The sequence below is a fragment of the Mycobacterium sp. D16Q16 genome, assembly GCF_002013745.1.
Lineage (GTDB): Bacteria > Actinomycetota > Actinomycetes > Mycobacteriales > Mycobacteriaceae > Mycobacterium.
Genome location: NZ_MAEY01000025.1, coordinates 35,350 through 54,046 on the forward strand (window position 1 = coordinate 35,350; position 18,697 = coordinate 54,046).

General features: G+C 65.4%; 19 protein-coding genes. 11 read left to right on the top strand and 8 right to left on the bottom strand.

The window, feature by feature from the left end; translation table 11 throughout:
* Nucleotides 1-66 precede the first annotated feature (66 nt).
* A complete protein-coding gene (locus B4394_RS21620; RefSeq protein WP_286142255.1) occupies nt 67-798 on the bottom strand; it encodes a sensor domain-containing protein in 732 nt (243 codons plus the stop codon).
* An 11-nt stretch (nt 799-809) separates the two neighbouring features.
* On the bottom strand, nt 810-1,565 hold the full coding sequence (locus B4394_RS21625) for a sensor domain-containing protein (RefSeq protein ID WP_078312839.1): 756 nt from the start codon (nt 1,563-1,565) through the stop codon (nt 810-812).
* A gap of 147 nt (nt 1,566-1,712) precedes the next feature.
* Here B4394_RS21625 and B4394_RS21630 point away from each other — a divergent pair, with 147 nt between their 5' ends.
* Genes B4394_RS21630 through B4394_RS21655 form a run of 6 tightly spaced genes read left to right on the top strand, consistent with a single transcriptional unit; the run spans nt 1,713 to nt 6,076 of the window.
* Nucleotides 1,713-2,015 (top strand): urease subunit gamma, encoded by a 303-nt coding sequence (locus tag B4394_RS21630; RefSeq protein ID WP_030097951.1) that lies wholly within the window; start codon nt 1,713-1,715, stop codon nt 2,013-2,015.
* Between the two features lie 5 nt (nt 2,016-2,020).
* Complete coding sequence (locus B4394_RS21635; RefSeq protein ID WP_078312838.1) at nt 2,021-2,344, top strand: urease subunit beta; 324 nt, start codon at nt 2,021-2,023, stop codon at nt 2,342-2,344.
* Nucleotides 2,341-4,074 carry an urease subunit alpha gene (locus tag B4394_RS21640; protein ID WP_078316245.1) on the top strand — a complete coding sequence of 578 codons (1,734 nt, stop codon included), beginning with the start codon at nt 2,341-2,343 and terminating at the stop codon, nt 4,072-4,074. Before B4394_RS21635 ends, B4394_RS21640 begins: the two co-directional genes overlap by 4 nt.
* Complete coding sequence (locus B4394_RS21645; RefSeq protein WP_078316246.1) at nt 4,074-4,727, top strand: urease accessory protein UreF; 654 nt, start codon at nt 4,074-4,076, stop codon at nt 4,725-4,727. The genes B4394_RS21640 and B4394_RS21645 overlap by 1 nt, the downstream gene beginning before the upstream one ends.
* Nucleotides 4,728-4,764: 37 nt before the next feature.
* On the top strand, nt 4,765-5,439 hold the full coding sequence (gene ureG, locus B4394_RS21650) for an urease accessory protein UreG (protein WP_078312835.1): 675 nt from the start codon (nt 4,765-4,767) through the stop codon (nt 5,437-5,439).
* Nucleotides 5,429-6,076 carry an urease accessory protein UreD gene (locus tag B4394_RS21655; RefSeq protein ID WP_078316247.1) on the top strand — a complete coding sequence of 216 codons (648 nt, stop codon included), beginning with the start codon at nt 5,429-5,431 and terminating at the stop codon, nt 6,074-6,076. Before ureG ends, B4394_RS21655 begins: the two co-directional genes overlap by 11 nt.
* Nucleotides 6,077-6,082: 6 nt before the next feature.
* On the opposite strand, the gene B4394_RS21660 is transcribed toward B4394_RS21655, so the two are convergent.
* The 4 genes from B4394_RS21660 to B4394_RS21675 form a co-directional block, all read right to left on the bottom strand.
* Complete coding sequence (locus tag B4394_RS21660) at nt 6,083-7,537, bottom strand: NAD(P)/FAD-dependent oxidoreductase (protein WP_139360365.1); 1,455 nt, start codon at nt 7,535-7,537, stop codon at nt 6,083-6,085.
* Nucleotides 7,538-7,660: 123 nt separating this feature from the next.
* Complete coding sequence (locus tag B4394_RS21665) at nt 7,661-8,257, bottom strand: TIGR03086 family metal-binding protein (protein ID WP_078312833.1); 597 nt, start codon at nt 8,255-8,257, stop codon at nt 7,661-7,663.
* Between the two features lie 49 nt (nt 8,258-8,306).
* Entirely contained in the window at nt 8,307-9,290 is a 984-nt protein-coding gene (locus B4394_RS21670; RefSeq protein ID WP_078316248.1) for an LLM class F420-dependent oxidoreductase, read from the bottom strand.
* 96 nt (nt 9,291-9,386) lie between these two features.
* Nucleotides 9,387-10,070: an SDR family oxidoreductase gene (locus B4394_RS21675; protein ID WP_078316249.1), complete on the bottom strand. Its 684-nt coding sequence runs from the start codon at nt 10,068-10,070 to the stop codon at nt 9,387-9,389.
* Nucleotides 10,071-10,328: 258 nt separating this feature from the next.
* On the opposite strand from B4394_RS21675, the gene modA reads away from it, so the two are divergent.
* The 4 genes from modA to B4394_RS21695 all read left to right on the top strand — a co-directional run bounded on the left by modA (nt 10,329) and on the right by B4394_RS21695 (nt 14,148).
* Nucleotides 10,329-11,072 carry a molybdate ABC transporter substrate-binding protein gene (modA, locus tag B4394_RS21680; RefSeq protein ID WP_212566669.1) on the top strand — a complete coding sequence of 248 codons (744 nt, stop codon included), beginning with the start codon at nt 10,329-10,331 and terminating at the stop codon, nt 11,070-11,072.
* The gene (locus tag B4394_RS21685; RefSeq protein WP_078312829.1) at nt 11,069-11,866 is read left to right on the top strand and encodes an ABC transporter permease; all 798 of its coding nucleotides are present in this window, start codon (nt 11,069-11,071) and stop codon (nt 11,864-11,866) included. The genes modA and B4394_RS21685 overlap by 4 nt, the downstream gene beginning before the upstream one ends.
* A complete protein-coding gene (locus B4394_RS21690; RefSeq protein ID WP_078316297.1) occupies nt 11,863-12,930 on the top strand; it encodes a sulfate/molybdate ABC transporter ATP-binding protein in 1,068 nt (355 codons plus the stop codon). The genes B4394_RS21685 and B4394_RS21690 overlap by 4 nt, the downstream gene beginning before the upstream one ends.
* Nucleotides 12,931-13,110: 180 nt before the next feature.
* Complete coding sequence (locus B4394_RS21695; RefSeq protein WP_078316298.1) at nt 13,111-14,148, top strand: APA family fibronectin-binding glycoprotein; 1,038 nt, start codon at nt 13,111-13,113, stop codon at nt 14,146-14,148.
* Here the strand turns inward: B4394_RS21695 and B4394_RS25520 are convergent.
* Nucleotides 14,145-14,282 (bottom strand): hypothetical protein, encoded by a 138-nt coding sequence (locus B4394_RS25520; RefSeq protein ID WP_176138360.1) that lies wholly within the window; start codon nt 14,280-14,282, stop codon nt 14,145-14,147. The two genes, B4394_RS21695 and B4394_RS25520, sit on opposite strands and share 4 nt — an antisense overlap.
* Before the next feature lie 76 nt (nt 14,283-14,358).
* Nucleotides 14,359-14,634 (bottom strand): GlsB/YeaQ/YmgE family stress response membrane protein, encoded by a 276-nt coding sequence (locus B4394_RS21700; RefSeq protein ID WP_078316250.1) that lies wholly within the window; start codon nt 14,632-14,634, stop codon nt 14,359-14,361.
* Nucleotides 14,635-14,842: 208 nt separating this feature from the next.
* Here B4394_RS21700 and B4394_RS21705 point away from each other — a divergent pair, with 208 nt between their 5' ends.
* A complete protein-coding gene (locus tag B4394_RS21705; RefSeq protein ID WP_078316251.1) occupies nt 14,843-18,691 on the top strand; it encodes a bifunctional nitrate reductase/sulfite reductase flavoprotein subunit alpha in 3,849 nt (1,282 codons plus the stop codon).
* Nucleotides 18,692-18,697: the final 6 nt, after the last annotated feature.

Genomic DNA, 18,697 nt, shown 5'->3' on the forward strand with positions numbered 1-18,697 from the left:
CGACCCAAATCATGGCTACATCGGATCGCTGGCGCCCAGTGTTACACGAGCGCCGAAATCGACTGCCTACTTCGATTTGGTGGCGCTGGCTACCATGCGGTCGATGATCGCCTTCATTGCCGGCGCGCTGTTGCCACGCTGGCATACGGTCGCCGATAGCAGCAGATTGTCGATAACACGTGCTTCATCGCTGCAGCGCCATCCGTTGGTTTGACCGTTATCGAGGGACTCGTCGGCCCACTGCGCCCGATTGGGGGTCACGTCCTTGACCGTCTCCCGCCACGACGATTCACCAGATTTGAGCTCCTCGCCCGTGCAGCTGCGGATGTCCGCCGGATATTGGCTGGCGAATGCCTCTGCTGCCGCATCTGCCTTGGGATACAGCACCACGCGTTGGCTCACCCAATGGTCAAATGTTTTCTCGGCCTCCTGCGACCACACATTGCGGTAGGTCGTCCACGATTCTCCGAGGCCCAAGGTCAAAGGAGCGACTAGCGACCGGCACGACTCCTTGCCATCGATCGTCGGCTTCCCCGGGTTGGAGGACTTTCCCTCGAAGTCAAGATCGGAACCGACCAGCTGACTCACGTCCTCCTTCGGAAGGATGAGCGAGTTGGCCTTGTCCGCGCTGATCAGCTCTGCTGTGGCCGCCGCCGATGTCTGTGAGGCGCCCGAGGCTGCCGAAGGCCCGGACGTCGCCGTGCCCTGTTGGCTTCCGCCGAAGAACGAACACCCCGTCACGACAATTCCTGCACAGGCCACGATCGTGGCCTTACGGAAAACCGATGCGCCAGTCACCGTCGGTCCTTTCACTGTGGGATCCATGCGGCGATCCGATCGGTAATGGTCGTCACGCCGGGAACGCCGTCGCCGTACTGGCACAGATACCCCCCGAAGAGCACGTTGTTCTTGGTGCGGAAATCGAAGAAGCAGTGCCATGGCGAGCTCTCCGTGGTCTGCAACTGAGCCCATGTGGCCGAGGTAGCAGAGGTTGGCGCCAGGCTGCTGATCTTCCAGTGCTGATCCAGCACGGTGAGTTCCGCACCCTGGCAGGTCTTGAATGCTGAGGCCGGATATGCCTGCGCGAACGCCGCGGCGGCCTCCTCGCGTGTGGGGTACAGAACCGCCACCTGTCCGACGATGTACGAGGTTCGGTCCTTGGTCTCGCGGTAGTAATTCCAGCGGTAGGTGGTCCATTCGGACCCCAATTGCCCGGCCCGTGGATGGTCCAGGTTCGTGCAATCAGGTGGGCCGGTCACCGTGTCTGTCGGCGGTGACGAACGGTTTTGGTCGAACTCCAGCGTGGTGCCCAGAACCTTTCCGACGTCGGCGCGCGAGCCCAGGATCGATTCGATCTTGTCCGGGGTGACCACCAGCGGTGGTGGTGCGGGGGCCTTTGTGGTGGTGGGGACGGACTGGGGCGCCGAGGTGCCCGCAGTCATCGGCATGTCCGCCGTAGTGGTGGACGGCGCGGCCACCGGCTTGATCCCCTCGCTGGGTTGAGTGCACCCGGCCATCAGCACCGTGGCCGACACCACGCACCCCAACGTCATTCCATACCGCATGTGCACCCTCCTGATCGACTCCACATACACAGCGAGCTCGGGGAGATTGTTGCATTCGCGATCGACAGCGCACTGCAAAACTCACCACGGCCTGTGCAACGTCTGTGAAAGTGCCAGGCAGCCCGGATCATGGCAGGATCGCCCCCTATGCGATTGACCCCGCACGAGCAGGAACGGCTGCTCATCTCGTATGCGGCGGAATTGGCGCGCCGCCGCCAATCCCGAGGCCTGCGCCTCAACCATCCCGAAGCGATCGCGATCATCACCGATCATCTCCTCGAAGGTGCCCGTGACGGCCGCACCGTCTCGGAATTGATGGCCAGTGGCCGCGAAGTTCTCGGGCGTGACGATGTGATGGACGGGGTACCCGAGATGATCCCGGACGTCCAGGTGGAGGCAACGTTTCCTGACGGCACGAAGCTCGTCACCGTGCACCACCCGATCGGATGAGCCACATGATTCCTGGCGAATACCTCTTCGCAGCAGACGCTATCGAACTCAACGCGGGAGCGACCGTCATCGAGCTCGACGTCGTCAACACCGGGGACCGCCCGGTGCAGGTGGGCAGTCACGTCCACTTCCCCCAGTCAAACCCGGCACTCGACTTCGACCGGGAAGCCGCGCACGGGCACCGCTTACACATTCCGGCGGGCACCGCGGTTCGCTTTGAACCCGGTGTCGCCCAGAAGGTTCGGCTGGTGCCCTTACGCGGTCGCCGCGAAGTGCACGGACTGACACTGGACGCCCCGGGACGGCTGGATGGCGGTGACCCCGCATGACCCGGCTATCGCGGGAGCATTACGCCAAGCTGTACGGACCGACGACCGGTGACCGTATCCGGTTGGCCGATACCGATCTGATCATCGAGATCACCGAAGATCGCTGTGGCGGTCCGGGTTTAGCGGGCGACGAGGCAGTCTTCGGCGGCGGCAAGGTGCTGCGCGAGTCGATGGGGCAGAGCCGCCTCACCCGTGCCGACGGAGCACCCGACACCGTCATCACCGGCGCTGTCATCATCGACCACTGGGGAATCGTCAAGGCCGACATCGGCATTCGCGATGGCCGAATCGTCGGCATCGGCAAGGCCGGCAATCCGGACATCATGGACGGGGTCCATCCCCAGCTGATCGTCGGCCCGTCCACCGAGATCATCGCCGGCAATGACCGGATCGTCACGGCGGGCGGCATCGACTGTCACGTCCATTTCATCTGTCCGCAGCTGGTCGACGAGGCCATCGGCGGTGGCATCACCACCATGATCGGTGGTGGCACTGGCCCCGCTGAGGGCAGTAAGGCCACCACGGTGACACCCGGCGCATGGCATCTGGGCCGCATGCTGCAAGCACTCGACAGATGGCCCGTGAACGTGCTGCTGCTGGGCAAGGGCAACACCGTCAACCCCGAATCCATGTGGGAGCAATTGCGCGGCGGGGCGGCGGGTTTCAAGCTGCATGAGGACTGGGGCACCACGCCCGCGGTGATCGATGCCTGCCTGCGCGTCGCGGATGAGGCGGATGTTCAGGTCGCCCTGCATTCGGACACCCTGAACGAAACAGGTTTTGTCGAAGGCACTCTGGAGGCGATCGCGGGACGCGCGATCCACGCCTACCACACCGAGGGTGCGGGCGGCGGGCATGCTCCCGACATCATTACCGTGGCCAGTCACCCGAACGTGATGCCCAGCTCCACCAACCCCACGCGCCCGCACACCGTCAACACCCTCGACGAGCATCTCGACATGCTCATGGTCTGCCACCATCTCAACGCGGCTGTCCCGGAGGATCTTGCCTTCGCCGAGAGCCGGATTCGCCCATCCACGATCGCGGCCGAGGATCTACTGCACGATATCGGCGCTATCTCGATGATCGGCAGTGACAGCCAGGCCATGGGGCGCATCGGCGAAGTGGTGATGCGCACCTGGCAGACCGCGCACGTCATGAAGAAGCGCCGCGGTGCGCTGGAAGGCGACCCGGCCGGAGCCAAGGGCAACGACAACAACCGCGTCCGCCGGTATGTCGCGAAATACACCATCTGCCCGGCGATTACCCACGGCATCGATCATGAGCTGGGTTCCATCGAGGTCGGCAAGCTGGCCGATCTGGTGCTGTGGGAACCGGCGTTCTTCGGGGTCCGGCCGCATGTCGTCATCAAGGGCGGTGCCATCGCGTGGGCGGCCATGGGTGACGCCAATGCCTCCATTCCCACCCCGCAACCCGTGCTGCCGCGGCCCATGTTCGGCGCCATGCCCAATGTGGCACCGGGCTTGGCCGTGCATTTCGTCTCACCGACGGCCATCGAGGACGACCTCGCCGCGCGGCTTGCGCTGCGGCGCAGACTGGTTCCCACCCGCAATGTCCGCCATCGCGGCAAGGCCGACCTGCCCTTGAACAACGCGATGCCTGATATCCGAGTCGATCCAGATACCTTCACCGTACGTATCGACGGCGAGGTGTGGCAGGAACAACCGGCCACCGAACTGCCCATGGCGCAACGGTACTTCCTGTTCTGATGGGGTCCACCGATGCGTCCGCGACAACAGCTCTGCTGCTGTCGCTGGCCGATTCCCGATTGCCGACCGGTTCGCATGTGCATTCCGGCGGGGTGGAGGAGGCCGTCACACAGGGCCTCGTGCGGGACGGTGCGACGCTCAATGCCTATCTGCAGCGGCGTATCCGAACTCATGGCCTTGTCGCGGCGTCCATCGCTGCGGCCATAGCATCCGGGCAGCTGGATCCGGTGCGAGCAGATGCCGAAACGGACGCACGTACCCTGTCGCAGGCCGCGCGAGACGCCTCCCGCGCTCAGGGCCGGGGACTCAAGCGCCTCGCCGGGAGTGTCTGGCCGCACATCGATTGGCGTGCGCACGGCCGGCAGCCACATCTGGCCGTGGTGTACGGCATCATTGGAGTGGCAGCGGGTTTATCAGGCCGCGATATCGCCCTCGTCGTCGTGTACACGACATTGACCGGATCTGCCACGGCAGGACAGCGACTGCTGGCTCTGGACCCGGCGGAGGTGGCGGTCGGCACCATGGCCCTGACGGGCCTATGCGAGGAGACCGCGACACTGGCCAGCTCCGGGCTGGCCTGCCTGTCGGACCCGCTCCTGGATGTGCTCGCCGAGCAGCATGTTAAACGCGAACGCCCGCTGTTTGTTTCGTAGTTTTTAGGTCTACACGCACAACCACGATTGGATCAACATGCCACCGCACCTCCTCGACGGCCAGCCCCATCAGCACATCGACAGGCCGCGTCGGGTCCGTCAACCGGGGGAGCCGCTGCGCATCGGGATCGGCGGGCCGGTGGGATCCGGTAAGACGGCGCTGGTTGCCGCGCTGTGCCGCACGCTGCGTGACGAGATCTCGGTGGCGGTGCTGACCAACGACATCTACACCACCGAGGACGCCGACTTCCTGCGCCGCCATGCGGTGCTTCCCGATAAGCGCATCACCGCGGTGCAGACCGGCGGCTGCCCACACACCGCGATCCGCGACGACATCACCGCGAACCTGGATGCCATCGAGGACCTCATCGCCACCAATGATCCACTCGACCTCATCCTCGTCGAATCGGGCGGCGATAACCTGACGGCCACCTTCTCCTCGGGCCTGATCGACGTGCAGATCTTCGTGGTCGACGTCGCCGGCGGCGATAAGGTGCCACGCAAAGGCGGCCCCGGCGTTACCTTCTCGGACTTGTTGGTCATCAACAAGACTGATCTTGCTCCCATGGTGGGGGCCGATCTGGGCGTGATGGCCCGTGATGCGGCGGCCGTGCGCGACGGCCGGCCAACCGCGATGATCTCGCTGACCGAGGACCCGACGGCCGCCGAAGTACTGGCGTGGGTGCGGCACCATCTGGACCATGCGCACTGACGTCGAGATCATTGCGGAAAAGGGCCGACTCCCACGGTTGCGCTGTTCCGGCAGCCTGCAGGGCCGACTCACCGACGCCGACACCGTGCACCTGGTCGGAGTGGCGGCGAGTCCGCTTGGTGGCGACGAGATCTCGGTACGCATCGAGGTCGGCGAAGGGGTGCTGTTGAAGGTGCGGTCCGTGGCGGCCGCGGTGGCCCTGCCCGGCCGCGATACCCTCCAGTCCTGGATGGCCTGGGACTGTTCGGTGGCTGGCAGCCTGGATCTGGACCCTGCGCCCACCATCGTGGCGGCCAACGCCTCCCACCACTCGCACGTCACCGTTCGCGGATCGGTCGATGCGAGCCTGCGCCTGCGTGAGCGCGTGCAGATCGGCAGAGCAGGGGAGTCGTCGGGATTCTGGAGTGGCCAGCTCGACGCGGATATCGACGATCGCCCGCTGCTGCGGCACCGCGTAGAACTCGGGGCCGGATCGGTGACCGATGACGAATTGGGCTGCCCGCTGGCACTGATCAGCGAATTACGCTACCCCGCAAATGATTCCGCTCAGTCCGGTCCGGTTGACGCCACCGTGCTGCGCCTCGCGGGCGACGCCACCCTGCTCACGTGGCAGGGGCGGCGTCTTCCGCCCGGCTAACCCCGACTAGCTCGCGGCCTTTTCCTCTTCCGGCTGTGCGATCTCTTCATCGTCGCCGTTCTTCTCCGCGACGAGCTCCTCAAGCTGATCCAGACGTGTGCGCGCCCAGGCCTGCTGTTCGGTGATCGCCATCTGCCCACGCGAGCGCGTCACGAAGGCGATGGACCACAGGATCAGCGTCACCAGCCGGTTCTTGAACCCAACCAGGTAGACGAGGTGCAGCGCCAACCACATGACCCACGCGATGAACCCGCTGAACTCCAACCGGCCGATCTTGCACACCGCGCTGTACCGCGACACGGTGGCCATCGAACCCTTGTCGAAGAACTTGAACGGGGGGCGTTCTGCGGAGCTACGCCCCTTCAGCTCGGCCTTGATCTGCTTGGCCGCATAGCGCCCACCCTGAATGGCCCCCTGAGCGACTCCGGGCACGCCGTCGACCGCCATCATGTCGCCGACCACAAAGACGTTCGGGTGACCCGGAATCGACAGGTCGGCACCGACCTTTACGCGTCCGGCACGGTCCAGCTCGACACCCGACTGCTCGGCCAAGTTCTTGCCCAGGGGGCTCGCGGACACACCTGCCGACCACACCTTGCACCAGGACTCGATGCGTTCAACGGTGCCGTCGGAGTGCTTGACGGTCAGGCCGTTGCGGTCCACATCGGTGACCATGGCACCCAATTGGATTTCAACGCCCAGCTTCTCCAAACGCTTGCGCGCCTTGTCTCCCAGCTTCGGACCGAAGGGCGGCAGCACCGCCGTCGCGGCATCGAGCAGGATTACCCGCGCATCGGTCGGGTCGATGTGCCGGAAGGTGCCCTTGAGGGTCTCGTTGGCCAGCTCGGCGATCTGCCCGGCCATCTCGACGCCGGTCGGACCGGCACCCACCACGGTGAAGGTCATGAGCTTGCGGCGCCGTACGGGATCGCTGGAGCGCTCGGCCTGTTCGAAGGCACCCAGGATGCGACCGCGCAGCTCGAGAGCGTCGTCAATGGACTTCATGCCCGGGGCCCACTCGGCGAAGTGGTCGTTGCCGAAGTAGGACTGACCCGCGCCCGCGGCGACGATCAGGCTGTCGTAGGGCGTGGAGTAGTCGTGCCCCAGTAGCGAGGAGTGGACCACCTGGTTCTCCAGGTCGATGCTCGTGACATCGCCGAGAACGACCTGGGCGTTGTCCTGGTCCTTCAAGATCTGCCGCGTCGGGGGAGCGATCTCGCCTTCGGAGATGATCCCGGTGGCCACTTGGTACAGCAGCGGCTGGAACAAGTGGTGAGTGGTGCGTGCGATCAGCGTGACGTCGACGTTGGCACGTTTGAGTGTCTTCGCGGCGGTCAGGCCCCCGAACCCGGACCCGATGATGACGACCCGGTGTTTCGGTGTCAGCGCGTCCTTGATCTTGGGCTTCGGATTGGCCTCGACAGGCGCCGCAGAGCTGGCGGCGTCTGGTGTCGTGCTCATCGATCACTCCTCATCGAATGGTGTCTCAACTGGGGTTATTCACCTTGTCTGACACTTGGTGCAACACCCCAACCGTAGTCGGGATTTCCCCTCACGTCGCGTCAGTTAGTTTAGCGAAATATCTCACACGTCCTGTGGTCGCCAGCCTGGATCACGTCCCGACATGGCGAGCATGTGATCGAACTGTGGGGCACCCGGGGAAATGGGCCGCTGCGGACCGAACAAACCGGGAATTCCGCTGTCGGAAGCGAGCGCACTGATGAACCCGTACAGGCCCGGATCGGTGCCCACGGGTAGGTCGAACGGCTGCCCGGTCGCCGCCGCCAAATCCCAGCCGTGCAGTACCAGTTCGTCGAGGGCCACCATTGCCACCTGGTCATTGGGCATGACGGTTCCCGCGATGGTCGACTCTCCGTCCCAGGACCGGGGCCGCGCCCAGGTCTCGACGAGGTCGGCGAGACGTTGCGGCAATAAGGTCCGCCACTGTGGATCAAGGTCCTCCGAGAACGACGGGCCGGAGAGGTCCACCCCGAGAGCCGCGGCTTCCTCGGGGTGGACGACGTACCGGAAGGCCATCGACAGACCCAGTAGGTGATTCAGCAGCGCACGGACCGTGAGCTCGGCACAGGGGGTCGAGTTGTCCAGCGCATCGTCCGATACCCCGGGAAGAAGTGCCGCCACCGCGGAAGCGGCGGGTTTCAAGCTGAACGGCGCGTCCATATCCCACATCCTGCCGAAGGATCGCGCGATAGAGACCGAATCCGTCCGACTAGTCCTTGAACAGCGGGCGAAGAGTGTTGCCGATCAGCTCCACCACGCCGGGGACGTGCCCGTTGGCGGTGGCGTTGAGGGTGACGGAGTCGATTCCCTGATCGAGAACCCGGGTTTGCACCTGCTCGGCGATTTCCTCCGGGCTACCCACCAGGGTGCGTCCGAGCACCTGTGCCCGGACATCCTCGGGCAGGGTCTCCAGGTCAAGGCCGTTTTTGCGTAGCTGTTCGGCAGCCAGTTTCCAGGCTGTCGCCGAGTCGTCGTCGATGAACACCGAGAAGAAGGCCGAGGTCTCCAGCGTGGCCGGGTCGCGCCCCGCCTCCTCGCAGCGCTGCCTCAGCACCGACAACTTGTGCGGGATCTCGTCCAGTGCGCTGAGCAGATTCAGGTGATCGGCGTACTTCACCGCCAGGCCGAACGTTTTCTTCTCGCCGCTGCCGCCGATCATGATCGGTATGTGCGGACGGATCCGCGGTTCGTTCAGCGCTGTCTCGGTGCGGTAGTACTTGCCTTTGAAGGTGGGGCGCTCGCCGCGGAGCATGGGTGGAATGATCTCGAGCGCCTCGCTCAGCCGCTCGAAGCGGTCGGTGAACGTGCCGAATTCGAACCCGAGCTGCTGGTGTTCCAGCTCGAACCATCCCGCGCCGATACCCAGGATCGCGCGTCCACCGCTGACCACATCGAGTGTGGTGACGGCCTTGGCGAGCAGGGCCGGGTTTCGGTAGGTATTGCCGGTGACCAGCGTGGACAGCTGAATGGTGCTGGTGGCACTCGCCAGTGCCCCCAGGGCGGTGTAGGCCTCCAGCATCGGCTGATCAGGGGTGCCGATCATGGGCAGCTGATAGAAGTGATCCATCAGGAAGACGGTGTCGAAACCCGACGCCTCCGCCTCGCGCGCCTGGTTGACGACGGTGGGAAAGAGTTCGGACACGCCGGTGCCGTAGGAGAAATTGGGGATCTGATATCCGAGCCGAATGGTCACTCGGCCAGCCTACGCGCGATCCGCTGATGCGGCATTACTGTCTTGCCCCGCAAGGCAATTCGAAGATCTGGAGCTGGAGTGCACTCCAGCTCCAGATTAGCTGACGCCGGCCGGAACGCCGCGGCTGACGTGCAGGGTCTGACCGGTGATGTGACGTGCCTGGGGGCTGGTGAGGAACAAGGCCAGCCGGGCGATCTCGGCGCCGACCAGATCCTGTGCATCCTCGGCCCTGTCGAGTCCGTCGTAATTGGCCTCGGCCGACTGCCCGGGCGCGATGGTGTTGATGGTGATCCCGCGGGTGCCCATCCGCTCGGCCTGCTCGGCGGTCCACGCCGAGAGTGCGGCCTTGGCGGCAGTGGTTGCGCCCGATCGGTCGCGAGTGCCCAATGTGCACAGGTTGACGATGGCCGCGCCGGAACGCAGGTGGTCTCCGATGGCCTGCACCGTCAGCACGGCGGTCAGGACGCTGGACTCGTACCGCGACAGCCAGGCCTCTCCGGTGTCGGTGAGGGTGCCCAGATGCGGGCCGGGCTCGCTCCAGACCGGGTTGGGGATGTTGACGATGGCGTCAAGGTGCTGGGGGAACAGCTCGAGGTTCTCCTCGAGGCTGTCGGGGTCGGAGTTGTCGCACACGATGGCGTCGACCTCGAGTTCCTTGGCGGCGATCTCCAGCTCGTCCGCGTTGGGGCCGGTGATGACGACCCGATGGCCGGCGTTGCGGAACTCCGCAGCCACCGCCCGGCCGACCTCGTTAACCGCTCCGGTTACCAGTACGTCCATGGCGGTACCTTCCTTACCTTCCTGAAAGCCTTACCAATCCGCACCTGAAGCCAGGCCTGATCAGCTTGATCGTGACACAACCCGGACCTCATACCCCGGATTTGGCAGCCGGGTCGCACGGGTTTGACGCCCAATATTACTGGACGGTAGCAATACCCTTGACCACCGCGTATCGGCCCAGCGACCGCTAGGGTCGTGGTGGTGACCAGCAGAGCATGGAAACTTCTCGTCGCGGTTCTTTTCACGGGTTCGCTGGCCATGGCCGGCTGCGGATCGCGATCGGCACCCGCTGACAGCGCAACGGGCTCGTCGACAGGTCCGGGGGCCGCCTCCGTCCGGTTGCATGTGCTGGCCGCCGCGTCGCTGCGCAAGGCGTTCACCGAGATTGGGAAGTCGTTCGAGTCCACCCACGCCGGAACCACGGTCGAGTTCACCTTCGCAGGCTCCTCGGACCTGGTCACGCAGCTGACTCAGGGCGCCGAGGCCGATGTGCTCGCCACCGCGGACTCGGCCAATATGGATAAGGCGTGGAAAGCGCACACGGTCATCAATCCCGTCGACTTCGCCGCCAACACGCTGACGATCGTCGCCGCCCCGGGTAATCCGAAGGGCATCGCCACCTTTGCCGACCTGGCGCGCCCGGGACTCGACGTGGTGGTGTGCGCACCGCAGGTACCGTGCGGTGCGGCCACCGCCACTGCGTCCAAAGAGACTGGAGTGCACTTGAATCCGGTCAGCGAGGAGTCCTCGGTGACCGACGTGCTCAACAAAGTGATCGCGGGACAAGCCGACGCCGGTCTGGTGTACGTCACCGATGCCAAGGCCGCCGGTAACAAGGTCACCGCCGTCGGGTTCCCCGAAGCACGGTCCATCGTCAACACCTATCCCATTGCGGTGACCGCGAATTCACGCAATCCGGAACGTGCGAACCAGTTCATCGAAACCGTCACCGGGGACGTTGGACACAAGACTCTGGCGGCGGCGGGGTTCTCCGCGCCGTGACGCCGGCGCCCGGTCTGCCGCGGTGGGTCTATCTGCCGGCGGCCATCGGCGCGGGGCTCATCGTGCTGCCATTGCTGGCACTCGTGGTGAAGGCCGACTGGGCGCAGTTCCCGGCGCTGGTCACGAGCCCCGCCTCGCGGGCGGCTCTGGCGCTGAGCCTCCGGACATGCCTCGCAAGCACAACGCTGTGTCTGTTACTTGGGGTACCGCTGGCCATTGTGTTGGCTCGCGGGCCGGGTTGGCTGACCCGGCTGCTGCGCCCGTTGATTCTGCTGCCCCTGGTGCTGCCACCGGTCGTCGGCGGTATCGCACTGCTGTATGCCTTCGGCAAGCTGGGGCTGCTTGGGCACTACCTGGACACGGCGGGAATCCGGATAGCTTTTTCGACCTCCGCCGTGGTGCTGGCGCAGACCTTCGTATCGCTGCCGTTTCTCGTCATCAGCCTCGAGGGTGCGCTGGTCACGACGGGGGAGCGCTATGACCACGTGGCGGCCAGCTTGGGGGCACCGCCGACCACCGTGCTGCGTCGCGTATCGCTGCCACTGGTGATGCCGGCGCTGATGTCGGGCACGGTGCTGGCCTTCGCACGCTCACTGGGTGAATTCGGTGCCACTTTGACGTTCGCGGGTTCACGGCAGGGCGTCACGCGCACCCTGCCGCTGGAGATCTATCTGCAGCGCGAATCCGATGCGCAATCGGCCGTCGCGCTTTCGCTGCTATTGGTGGCGGTGGCAGCGGTTGTCCTGGCCGTCGTTGGGGCACGGACCTGGCGCCCGGGCGGGTGGCGGCGATGAGTGAACTCCGATTCGACGCAGGCCATTCCGGACGTGGAGTCCGGGCCACATTCACCGTTGCACCCGGAGAGACGGTGGCGATCGTCGGCCCCAACGGGGCGGGTAAGTCCACGTTGCTCGGGATCATCGCCGGACTGTTGCGACCCGACTCCGGTGAGATATGGCTCGGCGACCACGTGCTGACGAACTGTGCCACTGCCACTTTCGTGCCCACGCACCGCCGTCGGACCGCGCTTCTGCTGCAGGAAGCGTTGTTGTTTCCCCACCTGACGGTCGCACGCAACGTCGAGTTCGGGATGCGCGGACTGCACCGTGAAGCGGTGCCCGGCACGCGTGATCACTGGCTGGATTCGGTCGGCGCGCGCGATCTCGCAGCACGCCGACCCGGTCAACTGTCCGGGGGACAGGCACAGCGGGTGGCCATCGCCCGCGCGCTGGCCACCGAGCCCGAGCTGGTGCTGCTCGACGAGCCTCTGTCCGGTCTCGATGCCGAGAGCGCCCCGGCCATCCGGGCACTGCTCGGGCGGGTGCTGGGCCGCGACGGACAGAGCGCGCTGATCGTGACCCACGACATCATGGATGCGGTCGCCATCGCCGACCGTGTGATGGTGCTGGACTCCGGCCGAATCGCCGAGCTGGGGGAAACCACCACCGTCTTGGCCCGGCCGACCAGCCAGTTTGGCGCCCGATTCGCGGGAGTGAACCTCCTCGACGGCACCATGGACGAGGACGGTGCGCTGCGCGTCGGCGACCTTGTCCTCCATGGTGTGTGGTCCGGCACCGGTAGTCCCGCGCGGGGCCAGCGCGCCATCGCAGTGTTTGGGCCGCGTGCCGTCGGTGTGCATCTGTCCCCACCAGGGGGTAGCCCACGCAACGTCATCGCCGTGTCGGTAACGACGTTGAGCGCCCATGCGGACACCGTGGTTGTAACGGCGTCTGCCGGAGCCGCGATATTCACGGCACATATCACCGCGGCCGCCGCGGCAGAACTCAAGCTGGCACCCGAGGCGTCGGCATACTTTGCCGTGAAGGCTCATGAGGTCGTCATTCAGGCGGCGCAATAGCTGGGGACGTGGATTTCGGTAGCCTTTGAAAGGAAACCTATGTTTGCCTCTGGTCAGCCAAACCCCTTGCCACCGCATCGAATGGTCGCGAAGTGGCGCCACTGGCAGCTGTCGGTAAATCGGGCGCGCCGATTGCCGGTTACGCTTGCACGTGCAGGACAAAACGGTACGTTCATGGACATGCAGCAACCACGGGCAACATCGGCGGGCAAGCGGGCGCAACAGGCACGAGTGATGGCGGCCGCCATCGCGGTCGCTTCGCTGTCAGGGGCAGGGGCCATCACCCTCGTCGCCGGACCGGCCAGTCAGGCGCCGGCGTCGGTACGCACAGCGGATATCCACCTGGTGACAACTGACGCACCGCCGCCGCCCGCACCACCGGCTCCCGGTCAACCGGCACCCAATCCGGAGACTCCGACAACGGTGACGGCACCACCGGCGTCACCTCCACCCGGCACGCCCGCGCCCGCGACGCCGGTCCCGCCCGGTGCGCCCGCACCCGGTGCGCCGGCGGATGGGGGACGCGTCAACAATGACCAAGGCGGCTTTAGTTACGTTGTGCCCCAAGGCTGGACACAGTCGGATGCACGCAGGCTCACCTACGGATCGGCGCTGCTGACCAATCCGGCGGCACCGAACGGAAGCATCCTGCTCGGTCGCCTCGACCTCAAGCTCTTCGCGGGTGCCGAGCCCGATAACCAGAAGGCCGCCCGCCGGCTGGCGTCGGATATGGGCGAGTTTTTCATGCCGTACCCGGGTAACCGCGTCAACCAGGAGGATCAGAGCTTCGAGGTCGCGGGCATGCCCGCGGCGTCCTCGTACTACGAGGTCAAATTCGATGACGCCGCCAAGGAGCCCGGTCAGATCTGGGCCGCGGCCGTGGGCAAGGGCAAGGATCGTTGGTTCATCGTGTGGCTCGGCACGGCGGCATCACCGGTGGACAAGGGCGTGGCCAAGGCCCTGACCGACTCGGTTCGCCCGTGGACCCCGCCCACTCCTGCCACGCCTTCGGCCGGGCAGCCCGCCGATCCGAACCAGCCGGCACCTCCGCCCGCGGATCCCAACCAGCCGCCGCCACCGCCGGCCGATCCCAACCAGCCGCCGCCCCCACCGGCTCCCGCGGCACCCGGCGCACCGGCTCCGGAGCCGGCCGCTCCGGGGCAGCCCGCGCCCCCGGCAGCTCCTGCGGCGCCGCCGGCGCCTGGGGTTCCCGTCTAGCTCTCGATCAGTTCTGCCCACAGTGATTGATTCCGTGATTCGAGCGCACCGCGGCACCCCACTGGTGCCTCGGACCGCAGGAAAGTGGCCAACGCCGTGGAGCTATCGGTGAAGATCGGATCCGCATTGCCCACGCGATCAGCGTGGGCAATGCGGCCAATGCGCTGTCGGCATTTCCATGCCCCGCCGGCGGAGTCCCGGCCGCGCTGACTAGCTCTTAGTTTTTCCCGCGCTGAACTTGTAGACCACCAGCAGGATCACCGCGCCCACCAACGCACCCAGGAAAGCGTGATTGATCGGCGGGGTCACCGTGAACTTGTGTGGGGCGAACACCAGACTGCCCAGCGTGCCGCCGACGTAGCCGCCGACGATGCCCAGCAACGCTGTCACGATCCAGCCGAAGTTCTCCTTGCCGGGCACGATCAATCGGGCGATCCAGCCAACGATCAGGCCAAGAATGATCATCCAAATGATGTTCAACACCATGTCTAGCTCCTTCGAGTATCGGTACTGAGGAAACGAGCGTCGACCCGCTGCCGATGCTAGTGGAACACCCGGTTTGCCGGTGCTCTAACGACACGCCGCAGATGAGCCCGCCACCTCACGCACGATAGGTCCTTGCGGTGAGGACGCCGTGACAGCCGCATAACCTCGGCGGAAGAATTCGGGAATCTGCGTGCCTCACCATGACGGGGTGATCGAACTGAGCGCGCAGTCCACCGCGCGCCGCGCCGCCTGCTCGTATTGCGGTGTCGGCTGCGGTGTGGTCGTGCGCGCCGACACGAGTTCGGCAGGTTTGGTCACCATCGCCACCGTGGAGGGCGATGCTCTGCACCCGAGCAACCACGGCCGCCTGTGCACCAAAGGCGCCACCCATGCCCAGCTGATGGCCGCCGACGGACGCATGACAACGGCATATGTTCGTCACGGCCGCGGACAGGAGCCTGTTCCCGCGCCGCTGGCGGCGACAACCGCCGAGGCGGGCCGGCGGTTACGCCACATCCTCGACACCCACGGACCCGATGCGATCGCGCTGTACGTATCCGGTCAGATGAGCCTGGAGGCGCAGTACCTCGCCAACAAGCTCGCGAAGGGTTACATCCGCACCACACAGATCGAATCGAATTCTCGTCTCTGCATGGCAAGTGCCGGCACCGGATACACACAATCATTGGGGGCTGATGGGCCCCCGGGGTCGTACTCCGATATCGAGCAGAGCGACCTGTTCCTTGTCATCGGCGCGAACATGGCCGACTGCCATCCGATTCTGTTCCTGCGCATGGCCGACCGACTCGGCAGCGGAGCACGGTTGATCGTGGTCGACCCACGCCGCACCGCCACTGCCGAACGCGCCGATCTGTTCCTGCAGATCAGCCCGGGAACAGACTTGGCTCTGCTCAATGGGCTGTTGCATCTGCTCGTCGAAAACGGTGACATCGACTCCGAATTCATCGCCCAGCACACCGAGGGCTGGGCCGGAATGCCGGAGTTCCTCGCCGGCTACGCGCCGCCGGTGGTGGCGGCGATCACCGGGCTGGCCGAGGACGACATCCGCACCGCGGCCCGGTGGATCGGGGAGGCGCGCGAATGGATGACCTTGTGGACCATGGGCCTCAACCAGAGCACCCATGGCACCTGGAACACCAATGCCATCTGCAATATGCACCTGGCCACCGGGGCAATTTGTCGCCCCGGTAGCGGACCGTTCTCGTTGACCGGACAGCCCAATGCGATGGGCGGCAGGGAAATGGGCTACATGGGCCCGGGTCTGCCGGGCCAGCGGTCGGTGAAATCCGCCACCGATCGAGACTTTGTCGAAAGGCAATGGGACCTGGCGCCCGGATCCCTCCGCACCGACTTCGGCGCCGGAACGGTCGACATGTTCGCGCAGATGGCCGCGGGAAACGTCAAGGCATGTTGGATTATCTGCACGAATCCGGTTGCCTCGGTGGCTAATCGGCAGAACGTCATCGAAGGTCTACAACGGGCCGAGCTGGTGATCGCCCAGGACGCTTTCCTGGCCACAGCCACCAACGAATACGCGGACGTACTGCTGCCCGCCGCTCTGTGGGCCGAATCCGATGGCGTATCGGTCAACTCGGAGCGCACGGCGACGCTGACCAACCGGGTCGCCGACGCTCCCGGTGATGCCCAACCCGACTGGCGTTTGATCTGCGACGTCGCCACCGCGATGGGGTTCGGCGATGCGTTCGACTACTCCTCGAGCGAGGAGATCTTCGAGGAGATCCGCGCGTTCTGGAATCCACGCACCGGATATGACATGCGCGGTGTGAGTTATGCCCGGTTGCGGCAGGGGCCGGTGCAATGGCCGTGCCCACCCGGGAATGCGGGCGATCGCCATCCGATTCGCTACCTGAATGACGGAATCAGCCAGGACCTGTACGTCGATGAGAACGGCACCATGCCGCGGCTGGCGTTCCCCACACCGTCTCGCCGGGCGGTATTCCACGCCCGTGCGCACCGCGATCCCGCGGAACTGGCGGGCGATGGATACCCCATGATCCTGAATACCGGTCGTTTACAACATCATTGGCACACTCTCACCAAGACTGGCCGCATCAAGTCCCTCGACAGGCTGCATCCGTCACCCTTTGTGGAGATTCACCCGCACGACGCCGCGACCCTGGGGATCGTCGAGGGCGATGTCATCGAAATCGTTTCGCGCCGCGGCAGTGCCGAGCTGCCCGCGATCATCAGCGACAGAACCAAGCGTGGCAGCTGCTTCGCCCCCTTCCACTGGAATGACGCGCAGGGGCCAGGTCTGGCGATCAACGCGGTGACCAACGACGCCGTCGACCCGGATTCGCTGCAACCCGAGTTCAAGATCAGCGCCGTCGCGCTGCGCCCGACGGGGCGGACAATTGTCGATACCGCGACCGACTCGCACGCACAAGCGCTGGGGGACATAGCAATTCTGTGGACCTCGCAGACCGGCAACGCAGAGACCGCAGCCACCTCGGTGCACACGCTGTTGGCGACGGCGGGGATCTCCGCGACGATCACCGCGATGGACGAATGCGATCCCGCCGATCTCGGTGAGGTTCGCACGGCGGTGCTCATCGCCAGCAGCTTCGGCGAGGGTGGGCCACCCGATAACGGCGCGCGATTCTGGTCGACGCTCTCCGGGGAGACAAAACCCCTCAATCACCTGCGGTACGCGGTGCTGGGGTTCGGTGACCGTGCGTATGCGGATTTCTGCGGCCATGCGAAGGCACTCGACGCCCGGTTGCATGAGCTCGGTGCCACCCCGGTACTCGGCCGGGTGGACGGCGAGGCCGCCGATCGATCGCTGATCGCGTCGTGGACCGCGGACCTGTTGGAGGCAATCGGGGAAGGAACCGCCGCCAGCACGGAGGCGGTCAAGCGATTGCGCAGCGACGGGATGCCGACTGCCGCGCCGGAAATGTTCACCCGCAACGCACCCATCCTGGCTGCATTGTCACACAACGAGGTTCTGTCGGCGCCGGGATCCGGCAAGGAAGTGCGGCGCATCGAGTTCGATCTGAGCGGCCACGATGTCGACTACTCGGTGGGCGACGCACTCGGGATCTATCCGACAAACCGGGACGAAGACGTCCAACGCTGGCTCGCGGCAACAGGTTTCGATGCAGAGATGCCGATCACGATCGATGGGGGTGAACTCCCGTTGGCCACCGCGCTGGCCAGTCATTACGACATATGCCGCGTCACCGACGATCTGCTGCGCTTCGTGGCCAACCGACGAGGCGACAAACCCGCCGTCAAGTTGTTACGCGGCCCCGACACCGCGGCGCGTGAGCTGTGGCTGCAGGGCCGCAATGCCCTCGACGTGCTTCACGAATTTCCCATCCGCGCCGATATCGATGAGTGGCAGCAGGTGCTCATCAGACTCACCCCGCGCCAGTACTCAATCTCGTCAAGCCCCCTGGTCAGTCCCAAGTCCGTCGCGTTGACGGTTTCGATCGTCCGGTATCGCGGACCGGACGGCTCGGCCCGCGGTGGTGTGGGATCGACCTTCCTCGCCGACCGCGCGCAGACCCTTCCCGTCCCGATCTTCCTGCAGCGATCACCGCACTTTCGCCCGCCCGGCACCTCGGATACACCGATGATCATGATCGGCCCCGGCACCGGTATTGCCCCCTTCCGCGGGTTCCTCCAGGAACGTCGAGCGCTCGGCCACACCGGGCCCAATTGGCTGTTCTTTGGCGACCAGCACCGCACGCAGCATTTCTACTATCGCGAGGAGTTAGACGGCTTCCTGCGCGATGGCTCGTTGCGTCGACTCGATCTCGCATTCTCGCGCGACCAGCAGAAACGCATCTACGTCCAGCACCGCATGATGGAGCAGGGGGCACAGATGTGGCGGTGGCTCGCCGAGGGCGCACACCTCTACGTGTGCGGTGATGCCAGCCGCATGGCCAAAGACGTCGACGGTGCGTTGCTCACGATCGCTCAGAAGCACGGACGGCTGTCGGGCGAGGAGGCCCTCGAGTTCCGTAAGGGCCTCGTCGCCGAGAAACGTTACGTCCGCGACGTCTACTGACGGTCC

Bases quoted from the DNA above. Each gene is read 5' to 3' on its own strand.
- B4394_RS21640 (WP_078316245.1), top strand. From the start codon at position 2,341: ATGACCCGGCTATCGCGGGAGCATTACGCCAAGCTGTACGGACCGACG.
- modA (WP_212566669.1), top strand. From the start codon at position 10,329: ATGGCCGGCTGCGGATCGCGATCGGCACCCGCTGACAGCGCAACGGGC.
- B4394_RS21645 (WP_078316246.1), top strand. From the start codon at position 4,074: ATGGGGTCCACCGATGCGTCCGCGACAACAGCTCTGCTGCTGTCGCTG.
- B4394_RS21655 (WP_078316247.1), top strand. From the start codon at position 5,429: ATGCGCACTGACGTCGAGATCATTGCGGAAAAGGGCCGACTCCCACGG.
- B4394_RS21660 (WP_139360365.1), bottom strand. From the start codon at position 7,537: ATGAGCACGACACCAGACGCCGCCAGCTCTGCGGCGCCTGTCGAGGCC.
- ureG (WP_078312835.1), top strand. From the start codon at position 4,765: ATGCCACCGCACCTCCTCGACGGCCAGCCCCATCAGCACATCGACAGG.
- B4394_RS21665 (WP_078312833.1), bottom strand. From the start codon at position 8,257: ATGGACGCGCCGTTCAGCTTGAAACCCGCCGCTTCCGCGGTGGCGGCA.
- B4394_RS21700 (WP_078316250.1), bottom strand. From the start codon at position 14,634: ATGGTGTTGAACATCATTTGGATGATCATTCTTGGCCTGATCGTTGGC.
- B4394_RS21695 (WP_078316298.1), top strand. From the start codon at position 13,111: ATGCAGCAACCACGGGCAACATCGGCGGGCAAGCGGGCGCAACAGGCA.
- B4394_RS21690 (WP_078316297.1), top strand. From the start codon at position 11,863: ATGAGTGAACTCCGATTCGACGCAGGCCATTCCGGACGTGGAGTCCGG.
- B4394_RS21625 (WP_078312839.1), bottom strand. From the start codon at position 1,565: ATGCGGTATGGAATGACGTTGGGGTGCGTGGTGTCGGCCACGGTGCTG.
- B4394_RS21630 (WP_030097951.1), top strand. From the start codon at position 1,713: ATGCGATTGACCCCGCACGAGCAGGAACGGCTGCTCATCTCGTATGCG.
- B4394_RS21635 (WP_078312838.1), top strand. From the start codon at position 2,021: ATGATTCCTGGCGAATACCTCTTCGCAGCAGACGCTATCGAACTCAAC.
- B4394_RS21675 (WP_078316249.1), bottom strand. From the start codon at position 10,070: ATGGACGTACTGGTAACCGGAGCGGTTAACGAGGTCGGCCGGGCGGTG.